The following is a 23064-nucleotide window of genomic DNA, read 5'->3' on the forward strand; positions in this document are numbered from 1 at the left end:
TCCTCCTCAGCATACGTATTGAATACCTAATTGTTTGGCGATGGCAGCATCAGTGGAAACCAATGCGTCACTGCGTCCGACTGGCAATGAGCTGTTGCCGATAGGCGCCATTAATTTACGCAATTCTTTATCAAAGGTTAATACATAATCAACGATTCTTTCTGCGCCGTATTCAACATCAAGACGTTTTACAAGACGAGGATCCTGGGTGCAGATTCCGGTAGGACAATTACCAGTATTGCAGGCATTGCAGCGGCCATGTTCATTGCCAACGCAGCCCAACAGCTGGATAAGCATTTTACCTACGAACACACCGTTGGCTCCCAAACAAATCATTTTGAAAGCATCAGCTGCGGCATTACCGGTCATGCCGATACCACCACCGCCATAAAGTGGAATTTGTCCCTGTAAGCCTTGTTTTACAGCGGCTAAGTAGCAGTCACGTATTTTGGATACGATAGGATGACCTGTATGGTCAAGCGAAATTTCATTGGCAGCACCAGTTCCACCCTGAATACCATCAATGAAGAAACCACCGCAGATTTGATAAGGGTCACGTAATAAATTATTATAAACGGAAACCGAAGTAGCAGAAGCGGCACATTTGATAGCAACGGGAACCCGGAAACCAAATGCAGCGTTTAATGATAAATGCATTTTTTGTACGGATTCTTCGATAGAATAGAGTCCCTGATGATTAGGCGGGGAAGATAAGGTAGCTTTTGGTACGCCACGGATGGCCTGAACATGTTCAGCAACTTTTGCTGCCTGTAACAGGCCGCCATCACCAGGTTTTGCACCCTGACCGATTTTTATTAATACCCCAGCTGGGTCGGTTTTCATTTTAGGAATTGCTTTGACGATTCTGTTCCAGCCAAAATGACCGGAAGCAATTTGTAAAATCATGTATTTTAATTGCTCAGATTCCAATAATTTACTGGGCATGCCGCCTTCGCCTGAGCTCATGCGGACTGGCAAACCGCATTTTTCGTTAAGATAGGCAACGGCCATAGCAACTGCCTCCCAAGCACGTGTAGATAATGCGCCAATAGACATATCAGAAAAAATAAGTGGATAAATCCATTGTACAGGTGGAGCCTTGTGTGCCATGGTAAGTTTGCCATCTTTTAAGATGAAGGGCAGTGATTTTGCTGGCAGTACACGACCGAAAGGTGAACGCACATCAAAGGTATGACGGATAGAATCAAGCGATGGGTCAGTCATCTGACTGATACGTCCAACGATGATATGATCAAGAGTACGCTGGGCATTTAAATTGGTACGTCCACCGCGTTTTACCGGACCGGCATCATGAGCCATTAAAGTTTGTCTATTGTCGTCAGTGTTACGTACAGGCTTAATAGCATCATTAGGACATACTTTAGCGCACATGCCGCAGCCAACACAGGCATTAGCTAAAGTTTTTACCTGCTTAATGACTGGGATAGTTTTATGAGTATTCTGTGGGTCAGGTTTGATATTTTGTGAAAATATTTTATCGACACGCATAACGCCTGCTTTTATAGCTCCGAATGTACAAGTGGAAACACAACTGCCACACATGGTGCAACGTTCAGCAATATATTCAATATTCCATTTAAGGTCGGATTTGGTGATATCTCTAACTTTTATTGTTTCCATCTTTGTACCTCCAGGTCATTGTCAATAACGACGACTTCACGCTCGTTAGGGTAAATATCTTGGGACATATCGCGGTCTGGCATGATTTCATTCAAACCGCATACTTCAGAAGCAATAGCCACCATTGTATCAGTTCGGCCGACTACAACAGGACGCAGCTTTTTGGAATCACAGCAGGTAAGCATGCGACCATCAGGCAGGTTGGCAATAATGGTGTTAGGACCATTAATTTCCAAATGAGCAAGGGACTGTCTTATAGAAGTAAGTACATCTTTATCTTCACGCTGATTTATTTCAGTAAATGGCAACGGTGTAATTACATGTTTATAGTATTCTATTGGCCATTTTAATTCATGTAATACATAATGAAGTGTATATAAGAAATTCTGCGAATCGGATTCAAAACCGACGTAACCACGGTGTAGAGATTTCTGGAATTCTTTATTTTTAGTATAGAAAGTATTTTCGCCATTAGCACAAAGTGTATAGCCTTGTAAGAAGAATGGATGGGCAGCATAGCGAACAATGTCGTAATTGGTATTTTGGCGGCACTGCACGACAACGCTTTTTGCCATCAGGCAGCCATTATCATCCCAAAGTCTGAAATAGGTAGCAATATCACGCGGATCGCCTATTTCTTTAAGGGTTAAAACATCCGGCCAGAAAGAATACACGTATCCTTCACCGGCTTTTTCCAAAATCTCACGCAGTTTAAGGCGCATATCTAAGAGAAGTTCTTCTTTTTCGGCCATGGGTTTATCACGGTAATATTCCGGATAATCATAATTACGGAATATATAATATGGCATGGCTTTTATATCAAGACCTGGTTGGTCATTAGGTACAGGAATCCATTCTGCTACCTGCTCCCAATTGTGGCTGTCCATAAAGTCCTCAACCATTTGTGCGCCACGCTGGGTGCAGGCCAATGATAATAATGGCTTATCTTTATATGGTGTGAAAATACCATATAAATCCTGCATGACCATGGCAAAACCGGAATTATCATGTCCTTCTTGCTGCGGCAGCATCAGATATAAGGCTTTTGATGGACTAAAAGCCACTTTACTTTTTATTGAACCTATTCTACACATATATGTTCGCCCCCAAAATAATACACAATAGCAATGTATCGAATACAAACGATTTGATTTACAGACTAAAAAATCATATATTGGTTTATAACCAATATATGATGCATCAGCAACATTGCTGAAGTGCCTGTCGCAAATGAAAAACATAAATTCCTTTGCCAAAAAACATATGTTATTATTAAATGCCATACATTACAGCAATCTAGAATATAGATGCATATATAATTATATTAATGTATTGTTATACTGTCAACAAAAAAATTCTTGTTTTGCTATAAAATATTGTATTCATTGCCTATTGACATGAAAATAAAACGATTAAAACATAAAAAAACATGCATAAAAATACTTTTTGAAATTTTTATGCATGTACTAAATAAAATGTGATAAAAATAACGTATTGTATAATTGTAATTATAACAATGGTTTATAAGACTTGTAAGTAATATTGATATAAAATATGTATTGAATTGTATTGCAGTATACAAAATACTGAAAGAATATAAAAAAATAAGGAAAAAGTTTTTAATTGATGTTAAAATATATATAATTTTGTTCAATATTATAAAAAAACAACATAATTGTAAAATTGTAATGCCAACGTTTAAAAAAAGAACCCCCGGATGAGATATCTGGGGGTTAACGTATTATTATAGATAGCCAGCCGGATTTACCGGACGGTCATTTATTCTGACTTCATAATGAACATGCGGACCAGTACTAAAACCAGTACTGCCAACGTAAGCAATAATTTGACCGCGGCTTACATGTTGACCGGCAGAAACTACGACACTGGAAGCGTGTCCAAAACGGGTAATAACACCATGACCGTGATTGATTTCAACCATATTGCCATAGCCGCCGGAATTCCAGCCAGCTGTAGTAACAACACCATCGGCTGTTGCTTTGATGGGGGTACCATAATCAGCAGCGATATCAACACCAGGATGAAAATCAGAACCGTTCCAGCGAAAACCATAAGGTGAGCTGATGCTGCCTTGGGCTGGCCAGCCATATGGCGTAGTCAATCCAATCTTGGCTGCTTGTTCCTGCTGTTCACGTTTAGCTAAAATAGCTTCATGCAGGATTTTCATATTATCTTGATGTAAGGTCATGCGTTTTTCAAGATTATTGAGAACTTCAGTGATGTTTTGCACATTAGGAGCAATAAATGGACCACCCTGCCCTCCTTGACCGCTGTTTTGGGCAGAAGGGTCATCAGTGGTAGGAACGGTGATATTAGTGAGCGATTTTAATTCCTGTTCACTGGAATTGAGCTTATCTAAGGAATTTTGCATCTGAGTGGCTTTTTGGGCTAGACCAGTAAGCTGTTCCTGCTGTACCGCATTTGCTTTTTGCAGTTCAGAAATAGTCTGCTGACTGGCTTTGTTGGTGAAGAAAGTATAACCAGCAAAGGTAAAACCGCCAAGCAGCAATAAAATACAAATAGCAGCAGATATTATGCCATATTTAAAAAGATTACTGCTGATATGGAAGCTGTGGGTATTATCCTTATTATCAGTAATTATTTTTATGGTATAATCATGCGCTGATTTTTTTTCAAGTGACATGAAAAGGCCTCCATCTGTCAACTATAATATACAATATTGTTCAAAGTATAACATAAATAAAATTTTTCTGCCAGCAGAGTGTATTTACTATTATTGGCTTATAGGTGTATATTTTACGAAATATGGTAGAAAAAATTAGGATTATTCGTCGTAGATGCCTTTGAGCAGAGTTTCTTTGCGTAAATCAAGGCATTCGCATTCGCGCTCATCACTGAGACTGCGAATGGTATCGAGAATAATGTTGGCAATCATGGGGGCATCATCATAGAAAATATCTTCCAGAATATCATGCGACCAGGATTTAGTTATTCCTTCACCATAATTAACTACATAATAAAGACCGGCATAGCAGGCACCAATTTCACGGGCTAAATATACTTCCGGGCAAATACTCTGTCCGACAATATCGGCATGACCGTTCATCATGGCGATTTCGGCGGGGCTTTCAAAATGACGCCCGTCAGTATTGGCATAAGTACCACGGGTGAAGATACGTCCATCAAAATGTTTATTAGTTGTTTCAATTAATGCCTTACGCATTTGCGGGCATAAGGCATCGCGCATTACTAATAAGTATTTACCTTCAAGGCCGACATCTTTTCTTACCGATAAATCTAAATAATCATCAGGGATCAGAAAATCGCGGGTATCGAGCAGTTTATTTACAGTGCCGACACCGCCTTCAGAAATAATTCGTTTAACACCAGCTTCGCGAAATACCCAAAATAACTGGCGTGAGGCATCAGCACGATTTACGCCGCTGCGCCAGCCATGCATTTTGCAGGTGATGACTTTTTTGCCGGCTACTTCAAACAGTCGCAGGGCGCTGCTTTGTCCATAAGGTGTATCGAATATAAGGTTATCAGCAATAATTTTTACATCAGCATCAGTAACACGAGCTGGGAAGTTGCTGGATAATGTACCTGAGCCACCGATGATGGCAAAATCAGCTTGGGGAATAGTTTGTTTTGGCAAGTAAAAGACTCCTATCTAAAGTATTAATCAGTTAATTTTTTTATTATATTATAGGCGGTATCGCGCTGGGCGGGGATTTTATCAGCCTTGCGAATGGTATCAATCATGCTGTTGACCGACATATGATTGGAGGTGCCAGCTGCTTTAACGACATTTTCTTCTAGCATAATGCTGCCTAAATCATCAGCCCCGAAAGCCAGAGACATCTGGCCGATATTTTTTCCCTGCGTTACCCAGGAGCCTTGGATATGGCTGATATTATCAAAATATATGCGTGATACAGCCAAGGTTTTTAAATAATCCCAGGAGGATATTTTTTCGCCGCCGAGTTCAGTATGACCAGGCTGGAACGACCACATAATAAAAGCGCGGAAGCCGCCTGTTTCCTCTTGCAGCTGGCGGATTTTCTGCATATGTTCGATGCGTTCTTCGATAGTTTCACCTAATCCCAATACCATAGTAGCGGTTGATTTCATGCCAATATTATGGGCACAGCGCATTACTTCAAGCCAGTCGTCAGTCATTATTTTTTTCGGGCTGACAATTTTTCGTACGCGGTCAACGAGAATTTCCGCACCACCACCGGGCAGGGAAGAAAGGCCGGCATTCTGCAGCCGTTTTAATACTTCGGTGAATGAATAGCCTGTTATTTTACTAAAATGCAGTATTTCCGTGGCGGTGAAGGAGTGGATAACAATATCAAATTTTTTCTTTATGGCACGTAATATATCAATATAATATTGAAAATCAACATCGGGATGCAGGCCGCCCTGCAGCATTATCTGCGTGCCGCCGGCATCAATGGTAGCTTGTACCTTTTCCAATATTTCATCAATTGATAGAAGATAGGCACCTGCTTGTTCGGGGCGGCGGTAAAAGGCACAAAAACGGCATTCATTTACACAGATATTAGTGTAATTGATATTACGGTCAATTACAAAGGTAACAATATTGCCGGGATGCAATTTTTGCCGGATTTTATCGGCTTGTTGAGCCAAAGTAAGTATATCGCCATCTTTTAATAACGAGATGGCTTTAGCATCAGTTATTCTATTCATTAATTGACTCCTTATTGGATAGTGGTTGATATAAGGAATTGCGTTCTACTGGTAAATAGCCGGCCTGAGTGATGATTTTAGCCAAACGGCTTGTGCTCATAAGACTACCGGAATCAGCACCCGCGGCATGAATGATTTTTTCTTTGCCGACAGTTCCATCTAAATCATCAGCACCAAAGGCCAAGGCTAATTGGGCAATTTCTTCGCTGAGCATTATCCAAAAGGCCTTTATATGGTCGATATTATCTAAAACAAGGCGGGCGATAGCAATGAATTTAAGGTTTTCCCAAGCAGTAGTAGGCTTTATGATATACTCTGCCGCCAGTTGGGTGTGCAATGGGTGAAAAGGAAAGGAAACAAAGGCGTTAAAGCCGTTGGTTTTGTCCTGAATATCACGCAGGGTAAATAAATGACGCAGCCTCTGGGGCAGGGTTTCGATATGGCCATATAATATTGAGGCATTGGTGGGAATATTTAATTTATGGGCAGTTGTAACAACCTCTACCCATTCGGCTGTAGATGCCTTATCCGGACAGATGATTTTTCTGATTTTATCGTCCAGAATTTCAGCACCGCCGCCGGGCAGCGAGGAAAGACCTGCTGCTTTTAGTTCCTCTAAAACGGCTTTTATCGATTTGTGGCTGATTTGAGCAAAATACACTATTTCTACCGGGGTAAAGGCCTGAATATGGACAGTGGGCAGCAAATTTTTTACAAGTTTTATAACATCCAGATAGTAAGAAAAATTAATATTGGGATATAGGGAACTGACTATATGTATTTCAGTTAAGCCCGGAGCATTTTTTTGAGCATTTTTTACAGCTGTGGCAATATCATCAAGACTCATTAAATAGCCGTTTTTATCACCTGCTTCTACGGAGAAAGCACATAATGGGCAGTTGGCCGTGCAGGTATTGCTGAGATTTATATGACGATTGATATTATAATAAACATTTTTTTTACTATGGCGTTCTTTAGCCTGACGTGCCCATTGGGCCAGGTCCAAAAGGGACGCGTTTTCGTACAATAATAAAGCTTCTTCAAATGACAGTCGTACACCATCATGGGCTTTTTGTTTGGCAATCGCTAATGCATCCATTTTATTCCTCGCTTATCTTTAAAAAGTACGAACAATATTAAAATTACAATCACATTCAGCCGGAACACGGCCGGCTTCCTTGATGGCAGCAATTAAAGTTTCTTTGGACAGGGCTTTTTGGGAATGAACATCAGCAGCATGCATGATTTTTTCGCCGCCGACAGTTCCATCTATATCATTAGCGCCAAAACCAAGTGCCAACTGGGCTATTGGCAAAGTGAGCATTACCCAGTAAGCTTTTATATTATGAATATTATCGAGCATCAAACGGCTTATAGCCATGGTCTTTAAATCATCCCAAACGCTGGTGCGGCTGACACTGTCCTCTAATGCTGTATTGTTTGGCTGGAACGGAAAACAGATAAAGGTTTGCAGGCCGCCGGTTTCATCCTGTAGATCACGCAGGGTTAAAAGATGATTGATACGTTGCTCGATGGTTTCAATATGACCATAGAGCATGCTGGCATTTGTTTTTATGCCTAATTTATGAGCGGTGCGGGCAACTTCAAGCCATTCACCAGCAGTAGCCTTGTTGGGACATAGTTTCTGCCTGATGTCATCATCAAGAATTTCGGCACCGCCACCGGGCATTGCTTCTAAGCCGGCATCAATAAGCTCAGCTAAAACAGTTTTGATTGATTTGCCGCTTATTTTAACAAAGTGCATTATTTCTACACCAGTAAATCCTTTGATATGCATCTGCGGGAAATTTTTCTTTATGGATTTTATCATATTAAGATAATATTCATAGGGGAGATTAGGATGCAGTCCGCTGACAACATGGAGATTTTTCATGGAAGGATCCTTGGCAGCATTAGCTATCCTGTTCAGCATAGCTTCCTCGGTCAGGGCATAAGCCTGTTTGCTGCTGCCCTGGCAGCCAAAGGCGCAGAATTTACATTGCCCGATACAGATATTGGTTAAGTTGATATGTAAGTTGACATTATAATAAACATAATCACCGCTTATTTTTTTGCGTACTTTGTCGGCTAAAGTGCCGATTCTTGTTAAATCATTAGAAGCGTACAGGGCCAGACCATCTTCCTTGTTTAGTCGTTGACCGGCATTTATTTTAGCTTCTATTTTGTCTAAGGTATTACTCAAAACGATTGCTCCTCTAAAAAAAATAACATAGTGCTGCTATGTAAAAAAAGTAAAGACAGTCGTACTGTCATTTTATCTGTACATTTTGTCCGATATGGTTTACAGATAATTGTTAACTTAAAAATCTATATAATAAAACTCTATACTAAATTATACTACAAAGTATATATTGAGAAAACAGAGAAATTATTGAACCAATAATGCAGTTAATAAAAAAAACAGGCTGAAAAGCCTGCTAACGGCAGATTCTTATTATTATATCCTCTAATAATGCTGGTGCGGCAGTGCCTGTTTTCAGCTGGTAATCGGCTTCCGCCAAAGCGATAATAGCCTGCTGCAGCGTTTGGATATTGAATTTTTGTGCCTGTCTTATAAGTTTTTCGGCAATAAAGGGAACAAGACCAACTGTTTTAGCGATATCATTGGCATTGAAATGACGGCCTAAATAGTATTTTATTTTCCATAATTGACGGATGTGACGGGTCAGTATAGTTAAAATACTGATAGCATTGACCCCGGAATTGAGTTCCTTTTCCAAAAGAAATAAGGCTTGGCTGACGTCTTTACTGCCAACGGCTTCTGCCAAAGCAAAAGCTGATATTTCAGGCAGGCCGGACAGAATATTGATTAAATCATTTTTACGGACATCACGGCGGTCACTATATAATGATAATTTATCAAGTTCTTTATCTAGAAAGCCTAGAGATACCTGTGGCATTAAGCTGATGGTGCTAAGAAGATATTGAAAGCTTTCTGTATCTGGCTGTTTACCGATTTCCCGGAATTTGCTTTTAAGCCATTCACTGATGTTATAGCTGCGTACAGGCAGGGCTTCCATTATAAGACCATATTTATCAATGATTTTATAAAGTTTACGTCGTTTGTCTAATTTTTCGTCGGTTTCAATGATAAGGGTAGTAAAATCAGGCATATTTTCAAGCAGGTCGATGAAGTGCTGCTCGTGCTTTTCACTGTTTTTGTTGAAAAGATTATTATTATGGACGACAACAATGTTTTTGGCAGTGAAAAAAGGCATGCTGCTGCATGCTTCAATAATATCATTAATAGTAGCATTGTTATCAAATTTGTTTATATCATTTATATTATTATCAGGTAAAATTTTCTGTAATAATGCTTTTAAAAATTTATCGGCAAGGTATTTTTCTTCGCCGGCAATTAAATATAAATTTTTTAAATTATTTTTTTTAATTTGAGTTATTGCTTCACCATACAGCAACTTAACACGTCCTTTTATTTTACATAAGGGTGAATGCTGCAGCTATTGCCATCGGTTAAAAATACTATAGCACCATTTTTATCGGTGCGGTATATTCGGCTGTTAACAGACTGCAGATTTTTTATTACATTCTCATTGGGATGGCCGTAATTATTATTGGCGCCAACAGATATTATACTCCAGCGAGGTTTTACTGCAGCCAAAAATTCAGGACTTGAGGAAGTTTTAGAGCCATGATGGGCAACTTTTAGCACAGTGCAATGTAAATTAGGATACTGTGCTAATAATTTATTTTCTTCTTGTATAGGTAAATCTCCAGTAAATAATACACTAAAATTTTTATAATGAACCTTAATTATAACAGATGATTCATTAACAGTTTTATCAGATGAAGGTTGGGTAAAAAGAATATCAAAATGCACATCATCAAGGATAAATGATTGATTTTGTTGTACAGGCAGTACTTTATGCATAATGATATTTTGCGGTGCGATGTGCCATAATGCGGCATATTTACTGCCGTTTTCCTGACCAATAAATACATATTGTACGGGAATATGCTGAAGAATACTGCCGGCAGCTGCAGAATGGTCACCATCGACATGACTTAAAAAAATGGCGTCCAGCGTAGTTATACCATAGTGATACAGATATGGTATATCAACTCTCCTGCCTAAATCAAAATCCCCTTTGGTAATGCCGCCAGTGTCGATCATAACAGCATGGTGATGGGGTGTAATTATAAGAGCGGCATCACCTTGTCCCACATCAATGAAATGAACAGCTAGACGGCGGGGCTGCAAAAAAATATATATACATGGGATCAGCAGCAGAATCGATAGTATAATTACTAATTGACGATAGCAATGAAAATTTTTAATAAAGAAATGACGATAACTATCATTAAAAAGTACTATTAGAACTATATAATATATGATACTGCCATAAATAGTCAAATAGGGCAGATAAATGCTGCTGGCTGGCAATAGTGATAATAATGCCGTTATTTCATGGACAAGACCAAGTAACAGACTGCAGCCTACAAAAATAATTGCAGCGGGAAAGGACCAAAATAAATTGATAATGATGCCAACTAATGCCACCATTATTATAGCTTCAACAATAGGTACAGCAATGATATTGCTGAATAGGCAGCTTAGGGAAATGGTATTAAAATACCATGCGAGCAGCGGCAGACAGAATAATTGAGCACCTAAAGTCAAGGCTAAAGGCAGGCGAATATAGGCAGGCAGAAACAACAATTTTTTCTGCAGAGGTAGTGCTATATATAATAGGCCGGCTGTGGCAGCAAAGGACAATTGAAAGCTTATGTCAAATAATAATCCGGGAGAAATTAACAGCATAATAACAGCCGTTAAGGCCAGGATGTAATGGGAGGAATTCTGCCGGTTAGATGCCAAGGCAGCATAGGTGATTATGCCCATGGCAGCAGAACGTATGACTGGCGGAACCATACCGGAAAATAGGCAGTAGATGCTTATAATAATTAGTAAAAGCACAAAGGTGAGCCAGGTTTTTAAATGAAACAAGCGTCCCAGAAAAATTATTGCACCGGCAATAAGTGTAATATGTGAGCCCGATACTGATAATATATGCACAATGCCAGTAATAGTAAAACTTTCCAATAAATGCGGGTCAATGCCTTGGTAACCGCCAAACAGCATGGCAAAAATAGCCGCGGCATCAGCTGGTGGCATATATTTTTCCAGTGTAGAGCGTATATGCTGTCTTATTAATGTGATTTTGCGTAATAATGGCATAGCGTCAGGTTGTGCCGTAATTTTTACATTGTTATAGGCAATTACAGAGGCAAAAATATTATTTTCCTGGGCTTGTTTTTGTATATCAATACGTCCTGGATTTTTGTAGCTGCTTATAGCACTGATTTTTCCAGAGGCAGTTATAGTGTCACCGGGCAAAGCGAAAGCAGGTGATTTTTGCTTGGTATAAAGATAATAAGAGCCGCTTAACGTTTTACTGTCTATTTGATGGGCTTTTATAATGTAGCGTACATGATAAATTTTGTCAGCAGATTGATGCCAGCGGGCTTCAGCTGTGACCATGCCGTTTACAGTATGGTCTTGTCCGATAAATTGCGCAATATTATTATTGTCAGTCAGTGCTGCAGCGGTATAGCGGACAAAGCCGAGCATAAATACTAATAAAGTTACGCCGATAAAGGTATAGCTTGATTTGCAGCAGGTTGAAATAAAGCATAGTATAAATAACGACAATAAAATAATACTTGGCATAAGTAATGGCAAGGACAGATAATCAGCGGCAATAATACCAAGGCATAGAAAAAACAACATGCTGGTGCTGAAGATAAGCGGATGCTGTCCATACTTCATAGGCAGACCTTGTCTTTTAATGCGGTGAATTTAGCAGTACCGATGCCACGGACTTTTTGCAGTTCGTCAATTGTTTTAAAAGCCCCCGTTTTTTGACGATATTCGATTATACGCTGAGCCATAGCCGGACCAATACCGGGCAATTTAATTAAAGCAGTACTGTCAGCGTTGTTGATGCTTATTTTATCGGATGAATTTTCTTTGCGGCTATTATCAGCAATAGCAATATTATTTTTAGCTGGAATGATTATCTGCATTTCATCATGCAGCTTTTGTGATAAATTAGTTTTCTCAGCAGCAGCGGCTGCGCTTAAACCACCGCACTTTTTTACAGCATCAGCTAAACGGGAATCAGCAGGCAGTTCAATTACGCCGGGATTGTTGACAGCGCCACAGACATAAATAATAATATTGGGCTTACTTTCCGTGATGGTATTTGCAGCTGCGGGATTGGGGTGGAGCGAAATAGCCGGAGTTGATGTAATCTGATAAATAATACTGATGATAGCTATTGCTATAATGATTAGTACAATAAGCAGCTGTTTCCTAAAAATGGGCATACTAACCTCCTTGCTAGAAAAAACTGAATATATTGATAATTAACTCTAAAAATTTATCGCACGTTAATAAAATGTGCGATAAATTTTTAGTGAAGTTTACTAAAATATAAATTTTTCATTTCGCTGACAATAGTTTCTAAATTGTTAGGGCGCAGACGCAGATTATAGCCTAAAAATAATGGCGAGGTTGGAAAACGCGGCATTATTTTAACGGTTATTAAACCGTTGATGCGGTAAAAGAAAATATTATAGCTGTGACAGCGACTGTTAAAATGGTGCATTAGATAATCAACTGCTATTTTTATAAAATCGGCGACGAAATCAATCTGGGTATTATCCTGGGTTGTAATATTTAATTCACAAAATCCCATGCGCGGCGAGGTAGAAACATTTAATTCCACCTGCCCAGCTTTTTTTATAACAATGCCGGTAAAATCACTTTTTTCATACATTAATGATTCATCGGCAGTTTTAAGGCCAACTATTTGCATATGTGGATGACGCATGCTGCCGCCGGACTGCGGTCCATAATTTTTAAAAAAAAGCACCGATTTATATTCGCCGGAATCGAGCATATTGAACCAATGCTTAACGCCAAAACGGATGAGTTTATGCATATGTTCATCACTATAATCGGGCATATCAGTACCACAGTGACGCGTTTCCAATAAAACCGTCTGGTAGGAATTTTCCAGGACATTGTATTTGTTTTCCAACAGAGTCAGTTCGCCGCAATGGTCAATGATGTTTTCAAGATGCTCATAATCGCAAAAAGGACATTGGGCCGAGATATTAATAATAGTTTCAGGTTTGGTCTGTCCGATATTTGTATTAAATTCAATAACGTTTTTATTCATAACCATTGTCCTTTTATGTACAAATTATAATTTTATCAGCTGTAAATTGCTTAAAACTAGTATTTAAAAAAAGCACGGATTGCAAATTATGCTGGCGTAGTTTAGTGATAAATGCTATAATTTTTTAAGCTAATAAACTTATTTTATATAGGCTTATAAATTATGTTTACGACAATATAAAATATTTGTTTTACATATATTATATATAATTTGAATGAAAAAGAAAATAAAATAAAAGATTTATTTAAATGAAGCAGGTGCTAACTATAGATAATAAAGTTTCTAATGAAAAAACAAAAGATAAAAGTGCGTCCTTTTTGAAAGGAACATTAATATTAACCGTAGCGGGTATAGTAGTAAAGGTTATAGGGTCATTAAACTGGATTTTTGTTTCACGCGTTTTAGGCGGTGAAGGTATTGGGCTGTATCAGATGGCATTTCCTATTTACTTTCTTGCCTTTAATATTTCCACGGCAGGGGTGCCAATAGCAATATCGATTATTACGGCTGAGCGTGTGGCAGTAAAAGATATCTGGGGCGCCAAGCGGGTTTTTCATATATCAATGAGCTTAATGTTTTTTACGGGACTGCTGTGCAGTCTGCTTACATATTTTGGCGCCCAATGGCTTATTGACTGGCAGTTTATTCGTGATCCACGTGCTTATTATGCTGTTGTGGCCTTGGCACCAGCAATATTTTTTGTTACAATTCTGGCCAGTTCACGGGGATATCTGCAAGGTTGGCAGAGAATGACACCGACAGGCGTGTCACAGATTGTTGAACAGATTTTTCGCGTTATAACAATGATTTTGTTTGCTCAGATGCTTTTGCCTTATGGATTGCAGTTTGCTGCAGCTGGAGCCAGCTTAGGGGCTGTAGCCGGGGCTGTAGCCGGTTTATTGGTTCTTGTTTACTTCCACTGGAAGCTTAATAAGGATATTGATAAGCAATATGGGCCTGTTTTGGCGCCGCCATCTTCTGAGCCGCAGGAAAGTTTCTGGCATATAATGAAAAGAATTTTTAAATTGTCATTGCCGGTATCAGCGGCCAGTATTATGCTGCCGATAGTTTCTAATCTTGATTTAATGATAGTACCACAGCGGCTTGAAGCTGCTGGTTATTCCGTTAATCAGGCTACAGCCTTATTTGGTTATTTGACAGGGATGGCCGTCCCGTTGGTTAATCTCGCAACAATATTGACGGCAGCATTAGCAGTCAGTATTGTTCCTGCTATATCGGAAAGCCGTGTGCTTAAAGATTTTGACAGCTGTTTTAGACGGACGGCAGCGGCAATAAGAATAGCTAACTTTATTTGTTTTCCGGCGTTTATAATTGTTTTTATACTGGCAACACCGATTGCAACACTTATTTATAATGCACCAGGAGCCGGTCCGGCGGTATGTATTTCAGCTGTATCCATTGTTCTGTTGGGACTGCATCAGATTACAACAGCGGTATTACAGGGCCTCGGTCATCCGACGATTCCCATGGTAAATATGATTATTGCAGCAGTAGTCAAAGTTATTTTAAATTGGACATTGACGGCACAGCCATCCTTAGGCATTATGGGGGCGGCTTGGGCAACAGCTGCTGATATTGGGATAGCCGCCTTTATAAATTTATATTTCCTCTATAAATATATAAACTACAAGATAGAAATAAAGCAGATTATGAAAAATATTATAGCGGCATTAGTAATGGGGCTGGCAATATATTTTGCCTATAATATTATTAAAATGGAATTAAATAACAACGCCATAGCAACCTTGGGGTCGATTATAATAGGCGCTGTAATATATATAGTTGTTCTTTTACTGGAAAAAGGTATATTGGAAAGTGATATGGCTGCAATTCCGGTAATAGGCAGGATAGCAATAAGGATATTGCGTCGTTTAGGTATCTTTAAAGAAATATCTCAGGAGTAATAAAATGAAAAAATTTGTTCTTGCATATAATCCGGTATCAGGGGATGCTATGTTTAAGAAAAAGCTTGATATGCTGATCATGTTATTTCAAGAACGCAGCTGTATATTGATTCCTTATCGAACCAGTTTAACTAATGAGGATTTTTGTACAGTTATTAATGGTATAAAGCCTGATGGTATTATTATTGCCGGCGGCGATGGAACGCTTAACCAAGTTGTTAATCTTGTAATAAAAAATAAATTTGATATTCCGCTGGCGATATTGCCTAGTGGGACATCTAATGATTTTGCCTCGAGCCTGTCTCTGAACTTTACTGGTGTAGCAGAGTATGTTGATTCAATTGCAGCGCAAAAGATTATTCCGGTTGATGTTGGCTGTGTAGGCGATAAATATTTTATTAATGTAGCCAGTGCCGGCATGCTTACTTCAGTAGCCCATGATGTCGACAGAAGGCTTAAAATGACTTTTGGTAAATTAGCATATTATTTGCGCGGTATAGGTGAATTGCCTAAATTTCGGGCCTTGGATATGACACTGGAAACCGATGGGCAAAAAAGACAGATAAGCGCTTTTTTTGTGCTTATTGTTAATAGTAATGTGGTAGCTGGTTTGAAAAATGTTTCAGTTAAGGCTAAACTCAATGATGGCAAGCTTGATTTAATAATGTTAAAGCAGTGCAGCTTACCGGAACTTGTGGCTTTTACGGCAGAAACTGTTGCTGGTAAGGCCGTTATAAATAATAAAAACATTGAATATATACAGGCGGAAAATATAATACTTAATTGTGATAAACAGGTAGAGAGTGACATTGATGGAGAAACTGGACCAATACTGCCTATGCATATTAAATCGATAAAATCAGCAGTTAATATCTATATAAAATAAAATGACTATGATTTCGTAAATTACGAAATCATAGTCATTTTTTTACATGTAATATAAGCCGGAACGAATGGCTATACGCATATCTTCATCAACTTTTTCCTGGGACCATTCAGCCGGATCAGCCTGCTTGGAAGCTGGTTTTTCTGGAGCCGGAACAAATTCTTTTTCTTCTTCACGAGCTGTTTCTGGAGTAGGTTTAGTGTAATGATATTTAGAGAAATGATCTTTGATAAAACGTGTATCAATATTACCAGTACGGAAATACTCATTAGTAAGAATTTTTTTATGGAGCGGAATAGTTGTTTTAATCCCTTCAATGGTAAATTCATCAAGGGCACGCTGCATTATTTTAATGGCGTCACCGCGTGTATTGCCATGGACGATTATTTTAGCAATCATTGAATCGTAATAAGGTGAAATAGATAAACCGGCACAAATACCGCTGTCAACGCGAACACGGGGACCACCGGGCTCAATAAAGAAATTTACCAGGCCAGGTGATGGCAGAAAATTATTTTCGGGATCTTCGGCATTTATACGACATTCAATGGCATGACCACTGGAATGGATATCTTCCTGCTTGATATCAAGGGGTTCACCGGCGGCAATGCGGATTTGGGTGCGGACTAAATCAATGCCAGTAACGGCTTCGGTTATAGCGTGTTCTACCTGAATACGCGGGTTTATTTCCATGAAGTAGAAGTCATTATTTTGTAAGTTTAAGAGAAATTCCACGGTACCAATATTGCTGTAATGAACGCTTTTAGCAGCTCTTATAGCAAGGTCACCAACGCGCTTGCGCATGCTTGGCGTCAACGCTATTGAAGGTGATTCCTCCAGCAGTTTTTGGTTGCGGCGCTGCAAGGAACATTCTCTTTCGCCTAATTGTAAAACAGTACCATAATTATCAGCGATTATTTGCACTTCGATATGGCGGGAACGTTCAATATAATGTTCAAAATAATATTTGATGGTTTTTATATTAATAATTGGCAGAATTCTTTTTAATTCATCTTCATTATTAGCAACGATCATGCCTTTTCCGCCGCCGCCGGCAACTGGTTTTAAAATTACCGGATAACCGACTTCAACAGCCTTCATAACGGCATCATCTTCGTCGATAAGTGGGTCGCTGCCTTTGGACATAGGAATACCAGAAGGGATCATAGCTGTCCGGGCAATATCTTTGTCACCTACTTGGCGGATTGTTTCTGGATGGGGTCCAATCCATGTCATGCCGGCTTTAGTTACGCGTTCAGCAAAATCAGCATCTTCGGATAAGAAGCCATAGCCGGGATGAACAGCATCTGCTTCGGTATCCAGTGCTGCCTGCATTAACGAATCATAATTTAAATACGACATAGCTGCATCAGCAGGACCTACATTATAAGCTAAATCAGCCAGTTTTACATGCATAGAATCTTTATCCTCATCCGAATAGACGGCAACGGATTGGATACCCATTTCCTTGCAGGCTCTTATGATACGAACGGCAATTTCGCCGCGATTAGCAATTAAAATTCGCTTGAACAAAAATATCACTCCTAGTCAGATAGTTTCAATAGATTGTGAAAAACAAAACTTAATACGATATAGTTACTGAATGAAGCAACTAATTTTTGGGGAGCATAGAGCAATTTGCCGCAGAATAAATTAATTTTATATCACTGATTTCTATAAGTCAAGTTAATGATATTATTAATAATTATTACTTATCAGCAGGAAAGGCTATACCGGCATTTAAGCGCAAATCGGTCAAAACCTGCATAACAGTACGGGAATGTTCCAATAATTTATAGCACTCGCTTAAATTATTCGTAGTGAATATTTTATTAAAAGCAATAAATTCATCGGTCATACGGCTATGATATTGCTGACCATCAAAATCCTGCTGCATATCAGCTAGATGCAGGCTGATATTACGGCATTCATTAGGGGCACCGGCCAGCTGCAGATAGCCTTTTTCTCCTTCAATTATGACACCACTGATGCTTTCGGAATCCTTGGCCGCACTGCAGACAGCGATGCAGTCAGGATAAGTGAGTACGGCAACACCGGATGTATCAATGCCATTATGGGCAATATTAGGATAATATACGGCTTTATTTGGCGGACCGAATAAACCAATAACAAAATGCAGATTGTATATATTTAAATCATATAGGCAGCCGCCAGAATATTTGGGGTCAAATACTGGTAAAATATTGCCAGCAAGAAATTTATCATAGCGGCTGGAGTATTGAAAATAATTAGCCTGTACCATGCGTACCCGCCCAATAGCAGCTAAATTCTGCCGTATAAAAGCATAATTAGGTGAATGCAGCAGGGTAATAGCTTCGAAATAGAAAAGGTTATTTGACTGGGCAATATCAATTAATTCATTTAGTTCAGCAATATTAGAAGTTAATGGTTTTTCACAAATGACATTTTTTCCTGCCGATAAAGCTTCTTTACTATATTGATAGTGCAAGCTGTTAATAATGCCAATATAAACAAAATCAATAGCAGGATCGGCCAGCAGTTCAGCAAAATCAGTGTAAATTTTTTCTATATTATATTTTTTAGCGAGTTCTTCGGCTTTATATTTGCTTTGGGGACGGGCATAAATAGCAGCCGCTGTAATTTCAGGAATTTCATTTAAGGCATCGAGGCAGGTAGTTATAATACCGCCAGTACCGATTATAGCAATCTTCAATAAAAACACCATCCTTTGTATCAAATGAATATTATAAAATATCTAACAGCTTAATGTTCATAATAGCTTTATTACATGATAGCATATTCACTGTATCTTTTACAGCGAATAATATTATTGAATAGCCTGTATGTAAGAGCTAATTTATAGTAAAGCTATATAAATTATATATTTTTTTAGTAATACTTACAATTATTGCAAACAAGTATACAAAATACACAATTAGTACATTTTTTTGTCAGTAAACAAATGCTATAATTAATACAAGAATTATGTACATTTTAATTTATAAAATAATAAATCAAAATATATTATAGGAGAAAATATATGCCATGGTCTAAAGAGCAACAAGAAGCGATAGAGGTACGTAATAAGGATATACTTGTGGCAGCGGCTGCTGGTTCCGGCAAGACAGCGGTGCTGGTAGAACGAATAATTCAGCTTGTTTTAAAGGATAATATTGACATAAATAAAATACTCGTTGTTACCTTTACTAATGCAGCAGCAACAGAAATGCGCCAGCGTATTGCCAGACAATTGGAAGCGCAGCTGACACTGGCTGCCGAGCAAAATGATATAAAAAAGGTAAAAAAACTAGAACGTCAGCTTATCTTATTAAATGCAGCAGCTATTTCAACTATGCATTCTTTTTGTCAGGGAATTGTCCGTCAGTATTTTAATGAAATAAATGTCGACCCTAAATTCCGTTTAGCCAGTCAGCAGGAAGTTGATCTGCTTAAGTATGACGTGTTAGAGGTCTTAATTCAAAATAAATATGAAGAAGAAAATAATGCGCTGTTTTTACAGTTTGTTGATTCCTATGGCAATGAAAAGGGCGATGGCAATGTTTATGAAATAATATTAAATCTTTATGAATATGCTGTCAGTCAGCCTTTTCCAGAAAAATGGCTGAAGAGTATAGCTGGTGCATTTGACATAAAGCCAGAGCAGGAAATTGAAACAACCCTATGGGCAAAAATCGTACAGCAGCAATTGCAGCAGGGGTTGGATGAATGTTTGTCCATAAACAGGAATATGGCTGAAAAGATCAGCCGCTGCGGTTATGAAGTGAATACAATTGAGTCGGATTATGAGCGGTTGACAGATTTAGCCAGCGTTTTCTTAGAAAAATGGACGATCATTTACGATACCATAAATATACTTAAGTTTGAGCGGATAAAATTAGATAAAGATATGCCGGAAGAACTTAAAGACTGGATAAAAAATGAACGGCAAAAGATAAAGGAAATAATAGGCTCATTGCAGGAAAGTTTTTTTCAGATGCCGCCGGAAAAATTACTCGCTGATTTAGCAGCACAAAAAGAAATGGCAGAATTGATGGGCAATATTACATTGGAATTTATGGAAATGTTTAATATTGCCAAACATGAAAAAAATATTGCCGATTTTAATGATTTGGAACATTTTGCTCTGCAGATTCTTGCGGATAAGGAGTCAACAGCAGAAAATCTTATACCAACAAGCAGTGCCGTTAAGATACAAAAAAAATACCAGCAGGTGATGGTTGATGAATATCAGGATACTAATGGCGTACAGGAAGCCATAATATCGCTGGCAGCTGGAAATAATCATAATAAATTTTTAGTTGGTGATGTTAAGCAGAGCATTTACCGTTTTCGCTTAGCTGAGCCGGAGCTGTTTTTAAGCAAGTATAGGCAGTATCCACAGGAGAAGCAATATCATCAGCGTATAGACTTAGCTAAGAATTTTCGCAGCCGCAAAAATATACTGCAGGCGGTAAATTTTATATTTGCCCAACTTATGACGGCTAAAGCAGCCGAAATAGATTATGGTGAAAAAGAAGCATTAGATTATGGCTTTGATTATCCAGAAAATGAAAATTCCCTCGATGGTCCGGTAGAACTGCTGATTGTGGATAAAGATGGGGAACTTGATAATGATGAGGATGAGAATACTGAAAGTGCCTTATCCGGCTTTGCCGCAGAATCAGAAGCAATAGCTAAGCGAATAAAAGAGCTTATTAATAGTAAAACGAAAGTTTATGATAAAAATAGCAATACATATCGGACAATCACCTATAAGGATATTGTTGTCTTAATGAGATCGGTGAGCGGTAAAGCCGATATTATGTTGGAGACTTTGCGCAACAATGATATTCCGTCATATGCGGCAGTCAGCAATGGTTATTTTGCCGAAACAGAGATACGAGTAATGCTGGCACTGCTGAAAATCCTTGATAACCCCCGTCAAGATATACCTTTAGCAGCGGTGTTGTATTCACCAATAGTAGATATAAAAACACAAGAGCTGGCACAGATACGCTTATGTATGCCAGCGGGAGATTTATTCGATGCATTGCTAAAAACATGTGAAGCTGCAGCAAACATAAAAGAAAGTTTAAAAAACAAAATAGCGGATTTTTTGCAGAAGCTTACTAAGTGGCGTTCTTTAGCCAGACAGAAAAGTGTACCGGAGCTTATTTGGCAGTTATATGATGATACCGGCTATTATGATTACTGCGGCGGAATGCCGGGAGGACTGCTGCGCCAGGCTAATTTACGTATGCTGTATGATCGTGCTGCAACATACGAGGAAACTGACTATCGGGGATTATTCCGATTTTTACAGTTCATTGAGCGAATGCAAAAAAAAGGCAATGATTTATCTGTAGCCAGAACCTTAGGGGAAAATGAAGATGTTGTCAGGATAATGACAATTCATAAGAGCAAAGGCTTGGAATTTCCAGTAGTGATAATCGCTGATTTGGGTAAAAGAATGAATATGGCTGATAGTCGGCAGGATTTGCTTATTCATAAAAAATATGGCATAGGACCGTATGTATATGATACAAAGTATAATGTTCGTTACCCGACATTAGCCAGGCAGGCTGTTGCTCAGCAGATAATAAATGAGAGCAAAGCTGAGGAACTGCGCGTATTATATGTGGCGATGACCAGAGCCAGGGAAAAATTAATTTTGACAGGTTCAGTAAAAAATATAAAAAATAAAGCAGCTGGGTGGTGTCAAAATACAGCGGAAGCATTTACTTTGCCGGAGTATAAAGTTTTAAAAGCTGCAACATATCTAGACTGGATTTGTATGGCGTTAGCCCGTCATAAAGATGCAGGTGTATTATATGAAATTAATAAAGATATGCCAGAGAATGTGGTGAAATTGCCTTATGCTGATTCGATATGGCAGATAAATCTGCAGCAAACATTGGAAACAATAATGACACAGGAAAAACAAGTCGCAGCGGATATCTTTACAGCAGTTGAAAGCATGACAGCACTGGCATCAACGGATAATAAAGAATGGGTCAGGCAGCAATTGGAATGGCGGTATCCATGGGCATATAATACGGAAATTCCTTCGAAATTATCAGTGACGGAGATAAAACGGCGTTTCGAAACGGCAGAAAATGTTGTTAATATTTTTAAGGAAAATGATTATGTACGGCCGCGTTTTTTGCAAGATAAAATGCAGCTTAGCGGAGCAGAATACGGGACTATTGTGCATAGTGTAATGCAGCATCTTGAGCTCGATGGTAATTTTAGCGATGCCGGGATAAAGGCGCAACTTGATAAAATGGCACAAAATCAAATAATTATGCCGGAGCAGGTATCGCTTATAAATCGCCGTGCGATAAGGAATTTTATTTATTCACCTTTGGGTAAAAGGGTATTAGCTTCAAATAATGTGCGGCGTGAGATGCAGTTTTCCCGCATGCTGGAAGCTGATAAATATTATGATGTTGAGGCTGGCAGCAAGATTTTTATCCAGGGGGTAGTGGATTTATTATTCAGTGAAACTGATAAATTGATATTAGTTGATTATAAAACTGATAATTGTACGTCGCAGCAGGCCAGGGAAAAGTATAAAGTTCAGATAAATTTATACAGTGAGGCTGTTGCAGCCATTTTACAGCAGGAAGTTACAGAAAGATATTTATATTTATTCCATAGTGGTGATATCGTACAAATATAAAAAAATGGGCTGTGAAATAAC

16 protein-coding genes are annotated in these 23064 nt (G+C 38.7%); 3 read left to right on the plus strand and 13 right to left on the minus strand.

Translation table 11 applies throughout. From position 1 onward, the window contains the following. Positions 1 to 6 precede the first annotated feature (6 nt). The 11 genes from HNR32_RS01845 to HNR32_RS01895 all read right to left on the minus strand — a co-directional run bounded on the left by HNR32_RS01845 (position 7) and on the right by HNR32_RS01895 (position 13568). Entirely contained in the window at positions 7 to 1641 is a 1635-nt protein-coding gene (locus HNR32_RS01845) for a glutamate synthase-related protein (RefSeq protein ID WP_183859086.1), read from the minus strand. Then, positions 1629 to 2735 carry a class II glutamine amidotransferase domain-containing protein gene (locus HNR32_RS01850; RefSeq protein ID WP_183859088.1) on the minus strand — a complete coding sequence of 369 codons (1107 nt, stop codon included), beginning with the start codon at positions 2733 to 2735 and terminating at the stop codon, positions 1629 to 1631. Before HNR32_RS01850 ends, HNR32_RS01845 begins: the two co-directional genes overlap by 13 nt. A 650-nt stretch (positions 2736 to 3385) precedes the next feature. After that, positions 3386 to 4306, minus strand: a complete 921-nt coding sequence (locus tag HNR32_RS01855) for a M23 family metallopeptidase (protein WP_183859090.1) — start codon at positions 4304 to 4306, stop codon at positions 3386 to 3388. Positions 4307 to 4447: 141 nt separating this feature from the next. Then, the gene (locus tag HNR32_RS01860) at positions 4448 to 5281 is read right to left on the minus strand and encodes an MTAP family purine nucleoside phosphorylase (RefSeq protein WP_183859092.1); all 834 of its coding nucleotides are present in this window, start codon (positions 5279 to 5281) and stop codon (positions 4448 to 4450) included. Between the two features lie 23 nt (positions 5282 to 5304). Further along, complete coding sequence (mqnC, locus tag HNR32_RS01865) at positions 5305 to 6339, minus strand: cyclic dehypoxanthinyl futalosine synthase (protein WP_183859094.1); 1035 nt, start codon at positions 6337 to 6339, stop codon at positions 5305 to 5307. Then, entirely contained in the window at positions 6332 to 7438 is a 1107-nt protein-coding gene (locus HNR32_RS01870) for a radical SAM protein (RefSeq protein ID WP_183859096.1), read from the minus strand. The genes mqnC and HNR32_RS01870 overlap by 8 nt, the downstream gene beginning before the upstream one ends. Before the next feature lie 18 nt (positions 7439 to 7456). Further along, positions 7457 to 8542, minus strand: a complete 1086-nt coding sequence (gene mqnE, locus HNR32_RS01875; RefSeq protein ID WP_183859098.1) for an aminofutalosine synthase MqnE — start codon at positions 8540 to 8542, stop codon at positions 7457 to 7459. Positions 8543 to 8777: 235 nt separating this feature from the next. Continuing rightward, positions 8778 to 9779: a DNA polymerase III subunit delta gene (holA, locus tag HNR32_RS01880; protein WP_183859100.1), complete on the minus strand. Its 1002-nt coding sequence runs from the start codon at positions 9777 to 9779 to the stop codon at positions 8778 to 8780. A 14-nt stretch (positions 9780 to 9793) separates the two neighbouring features. Beyond that, a complete protein-coding gene (locus HNR32_RS01885; RefSeq protein ID WP_183859102.1) occupies positions 9794 to 12151 on the minus strand; it encodes a DNA internalization-related competence protein ComEC/Rec2 in 2358 nt (785 codons plus the stop codon). Beyond that, complete coding sequence (locus HNR32_RS01890) at positions 12148 to 12711, minus strand: helix-hairpin-helix domain-containing protein (protein ID WP_183859104.1); 564 nt, start codon at positions 12709 to 12711, stop codon at positions 12148 to 12150. Before HNR32_RS01890 ends, HNR32_RS01885 begins: the two co-directional genes overlap by 4 nt. A gap of 86 nt (positions 12712 to 12797) precedes the next feature. Then, entirely contained in the window at positions 12798 to 13568 is a 771-nt protein-coding gene (locus HNR32_RS01895) for a DUF4931 domain-containing protein (RefSeq protein ID WP_183859106.1), read from the minus strand. A gap of 248 nt (positions 13569 to 13816) precedes the next feature. On the opposite strand from HNR32_RS01895, the gene HNR32_RS01900 reads away from it, so the two are divergent. Together HNR32_RS01900 and HNR32_RS01905 are read left to right on the plus strand one after the other, a co-directional pair. Beyond that, positions 13817 to 15493 (plus strand): putative polysaccharide biosynthesis protein, encoded by a 1677-nt coding sequence (locus HNR32_RS01900; protein ID WP_183859108.1) that lies wholly within the window; start codon positions 13817 to 13819, stop codon positions 15491 to 15493. 4 nt (positions 15494 to 15497) lie between these two features. Next, positions 15498 to 16379, plus strand: coding sequence for a YegS/Rv2252/BmrU family lipid kinase (locus HNR32_RS01905; protein ID WP_183859110.1), 882 nt, complete (start codon positions 15498 to 15500; stop codon positions 16377 to 16379). Positions 16380 to 16421: 42 nt separating this feature from the next. Here HNR32_RS01905 and HNR32_RS01910 read toward each other — a convergent pair whose 3' ends face one another. Both HNR32_RS01910 and HNR32_RS01915 read right to left on the minus strand, forming a co-directional pair. Next, positions 16422 to 17912, minus strand: a complete 1491-nt coding sequence (locus tag HNR32_RS01910) for an acetyl-CoA carboxylase biotin carboxylase subunit (RefSeq protein ID WP_183859112.1) — start codon at positions 17910 to 17912, stop codon at positions 16422 to 16424. A gap of 175 nt (positions 17913 to 18087) precedes the next feature. Next, a complete protein-coding gene (locus HNR32_RS01915; protein WP_311636304.1) occupies positions 18088 to 19083 on the minus strand; it encodes a Gfo/Idh/MocA family protein in 996 nt (331 codons plus the stop codon). Between the two features lie 318 nt (positions 19084 to 19401). Here HNR32_RS01915 and addA point away from each other — a divergent pair, with 318 nt between their 5' ends. Beyond that, on the plus strand, positions 19402 to 23043 hold the full coding sequence (gene addA, locus HNR32_RS01920; RefSeq protein ID WP_183859116.1) for a helicase-exonuclease AddAB subunit AddA: 3642 nt from the start codon (positions 19402 to 19404) through the stop codon (positions 23041 to 23043). Positions 23044 to 23064 lie beyond the last annotated feature (21 nt).

The sequence above is a fragment of the Pectinatus brassicae genome (assembly GCF_014201835.1).
GTDB lineage: Bacteria > Bacillota > Negativicutes > Selenomonadales > Selenomonadaceae > Pectinatus > Pectinatus brassicae.

Coding starts and splice junctions, on each gene's coding strand:
- HNR32_RS01845 (WP_183859086.1), bottom strand. CDS start 1,641: ATGGAAACAATAAAAGTTAGAGATATCACCAAATCCGACCTTAAATGG.
- HNR32_RS01850 (WP_183859088.1), bottom strand. CDS start 2,735: ATGTGTAGAATAGGTTCAATAAAAAGTAAAGTGGCTTTTAGTCCATCA.
- HNR32_RS01855 (WP_183859090.1), bottom strand. CDS start 4,306: ATGTCACTTGAAAAAAAATCAGCGCATGATTATACCATAAAAATAATT.
- mqnC (WP_183859094.1), bottom strand. CDS start 6,339: ATGAATAGAATAACTGATGCTAAAGCCATCTCGTTATTAAAAGATGGC.
- HNR32_RS01870 (WP_183859096.1), bottom strand. CDS start 7,438: ATGGATGCATTAGCGATTGCCAAACAAAAAGCCCATGATGGTGTACGA.
- HNR32_RS01885 (WP_183859102.1), bottom strand. CDS start 12,151: ATGAAGTATGGACAGCATCCGCTTATCTTCAGCACCAGCATGTTGTTT.
- HNR32_RS01890 (WP_183859104.1), bottom strand. CDS start 12,711: ATGCCCATTTTTAGGAAACAGCTGCTTATTGTACTAATCATTATAGCA.
- HNR32_RS01895 (WP_183859106.1), bottom strand. CDS start 13,568: ATGAATAAAAACGTTATTGAATTTAATACAAATATCGGACAGACCAAA.
- HNR32_RS01900 (WP_183859108.1), top strand. CDS start 13,817: ATGAAGCAGGTGCTAACTATAGATAATAAAGTTTCTAATGAAAAAACA.
- HNR32_RS01905 (WP_183859110.1), top strand. CDS start 15,498: ATGAAAAAATTTGTTCTTGCATATAATCCGGTATCAGGGGATGCTATG.
- addA (WP_183859116.1), top strand. CDS start 19,402: ATGCCATGGTCTAAAGAGCAACAAGAAGCGATAGAGGTACGTAATAAG.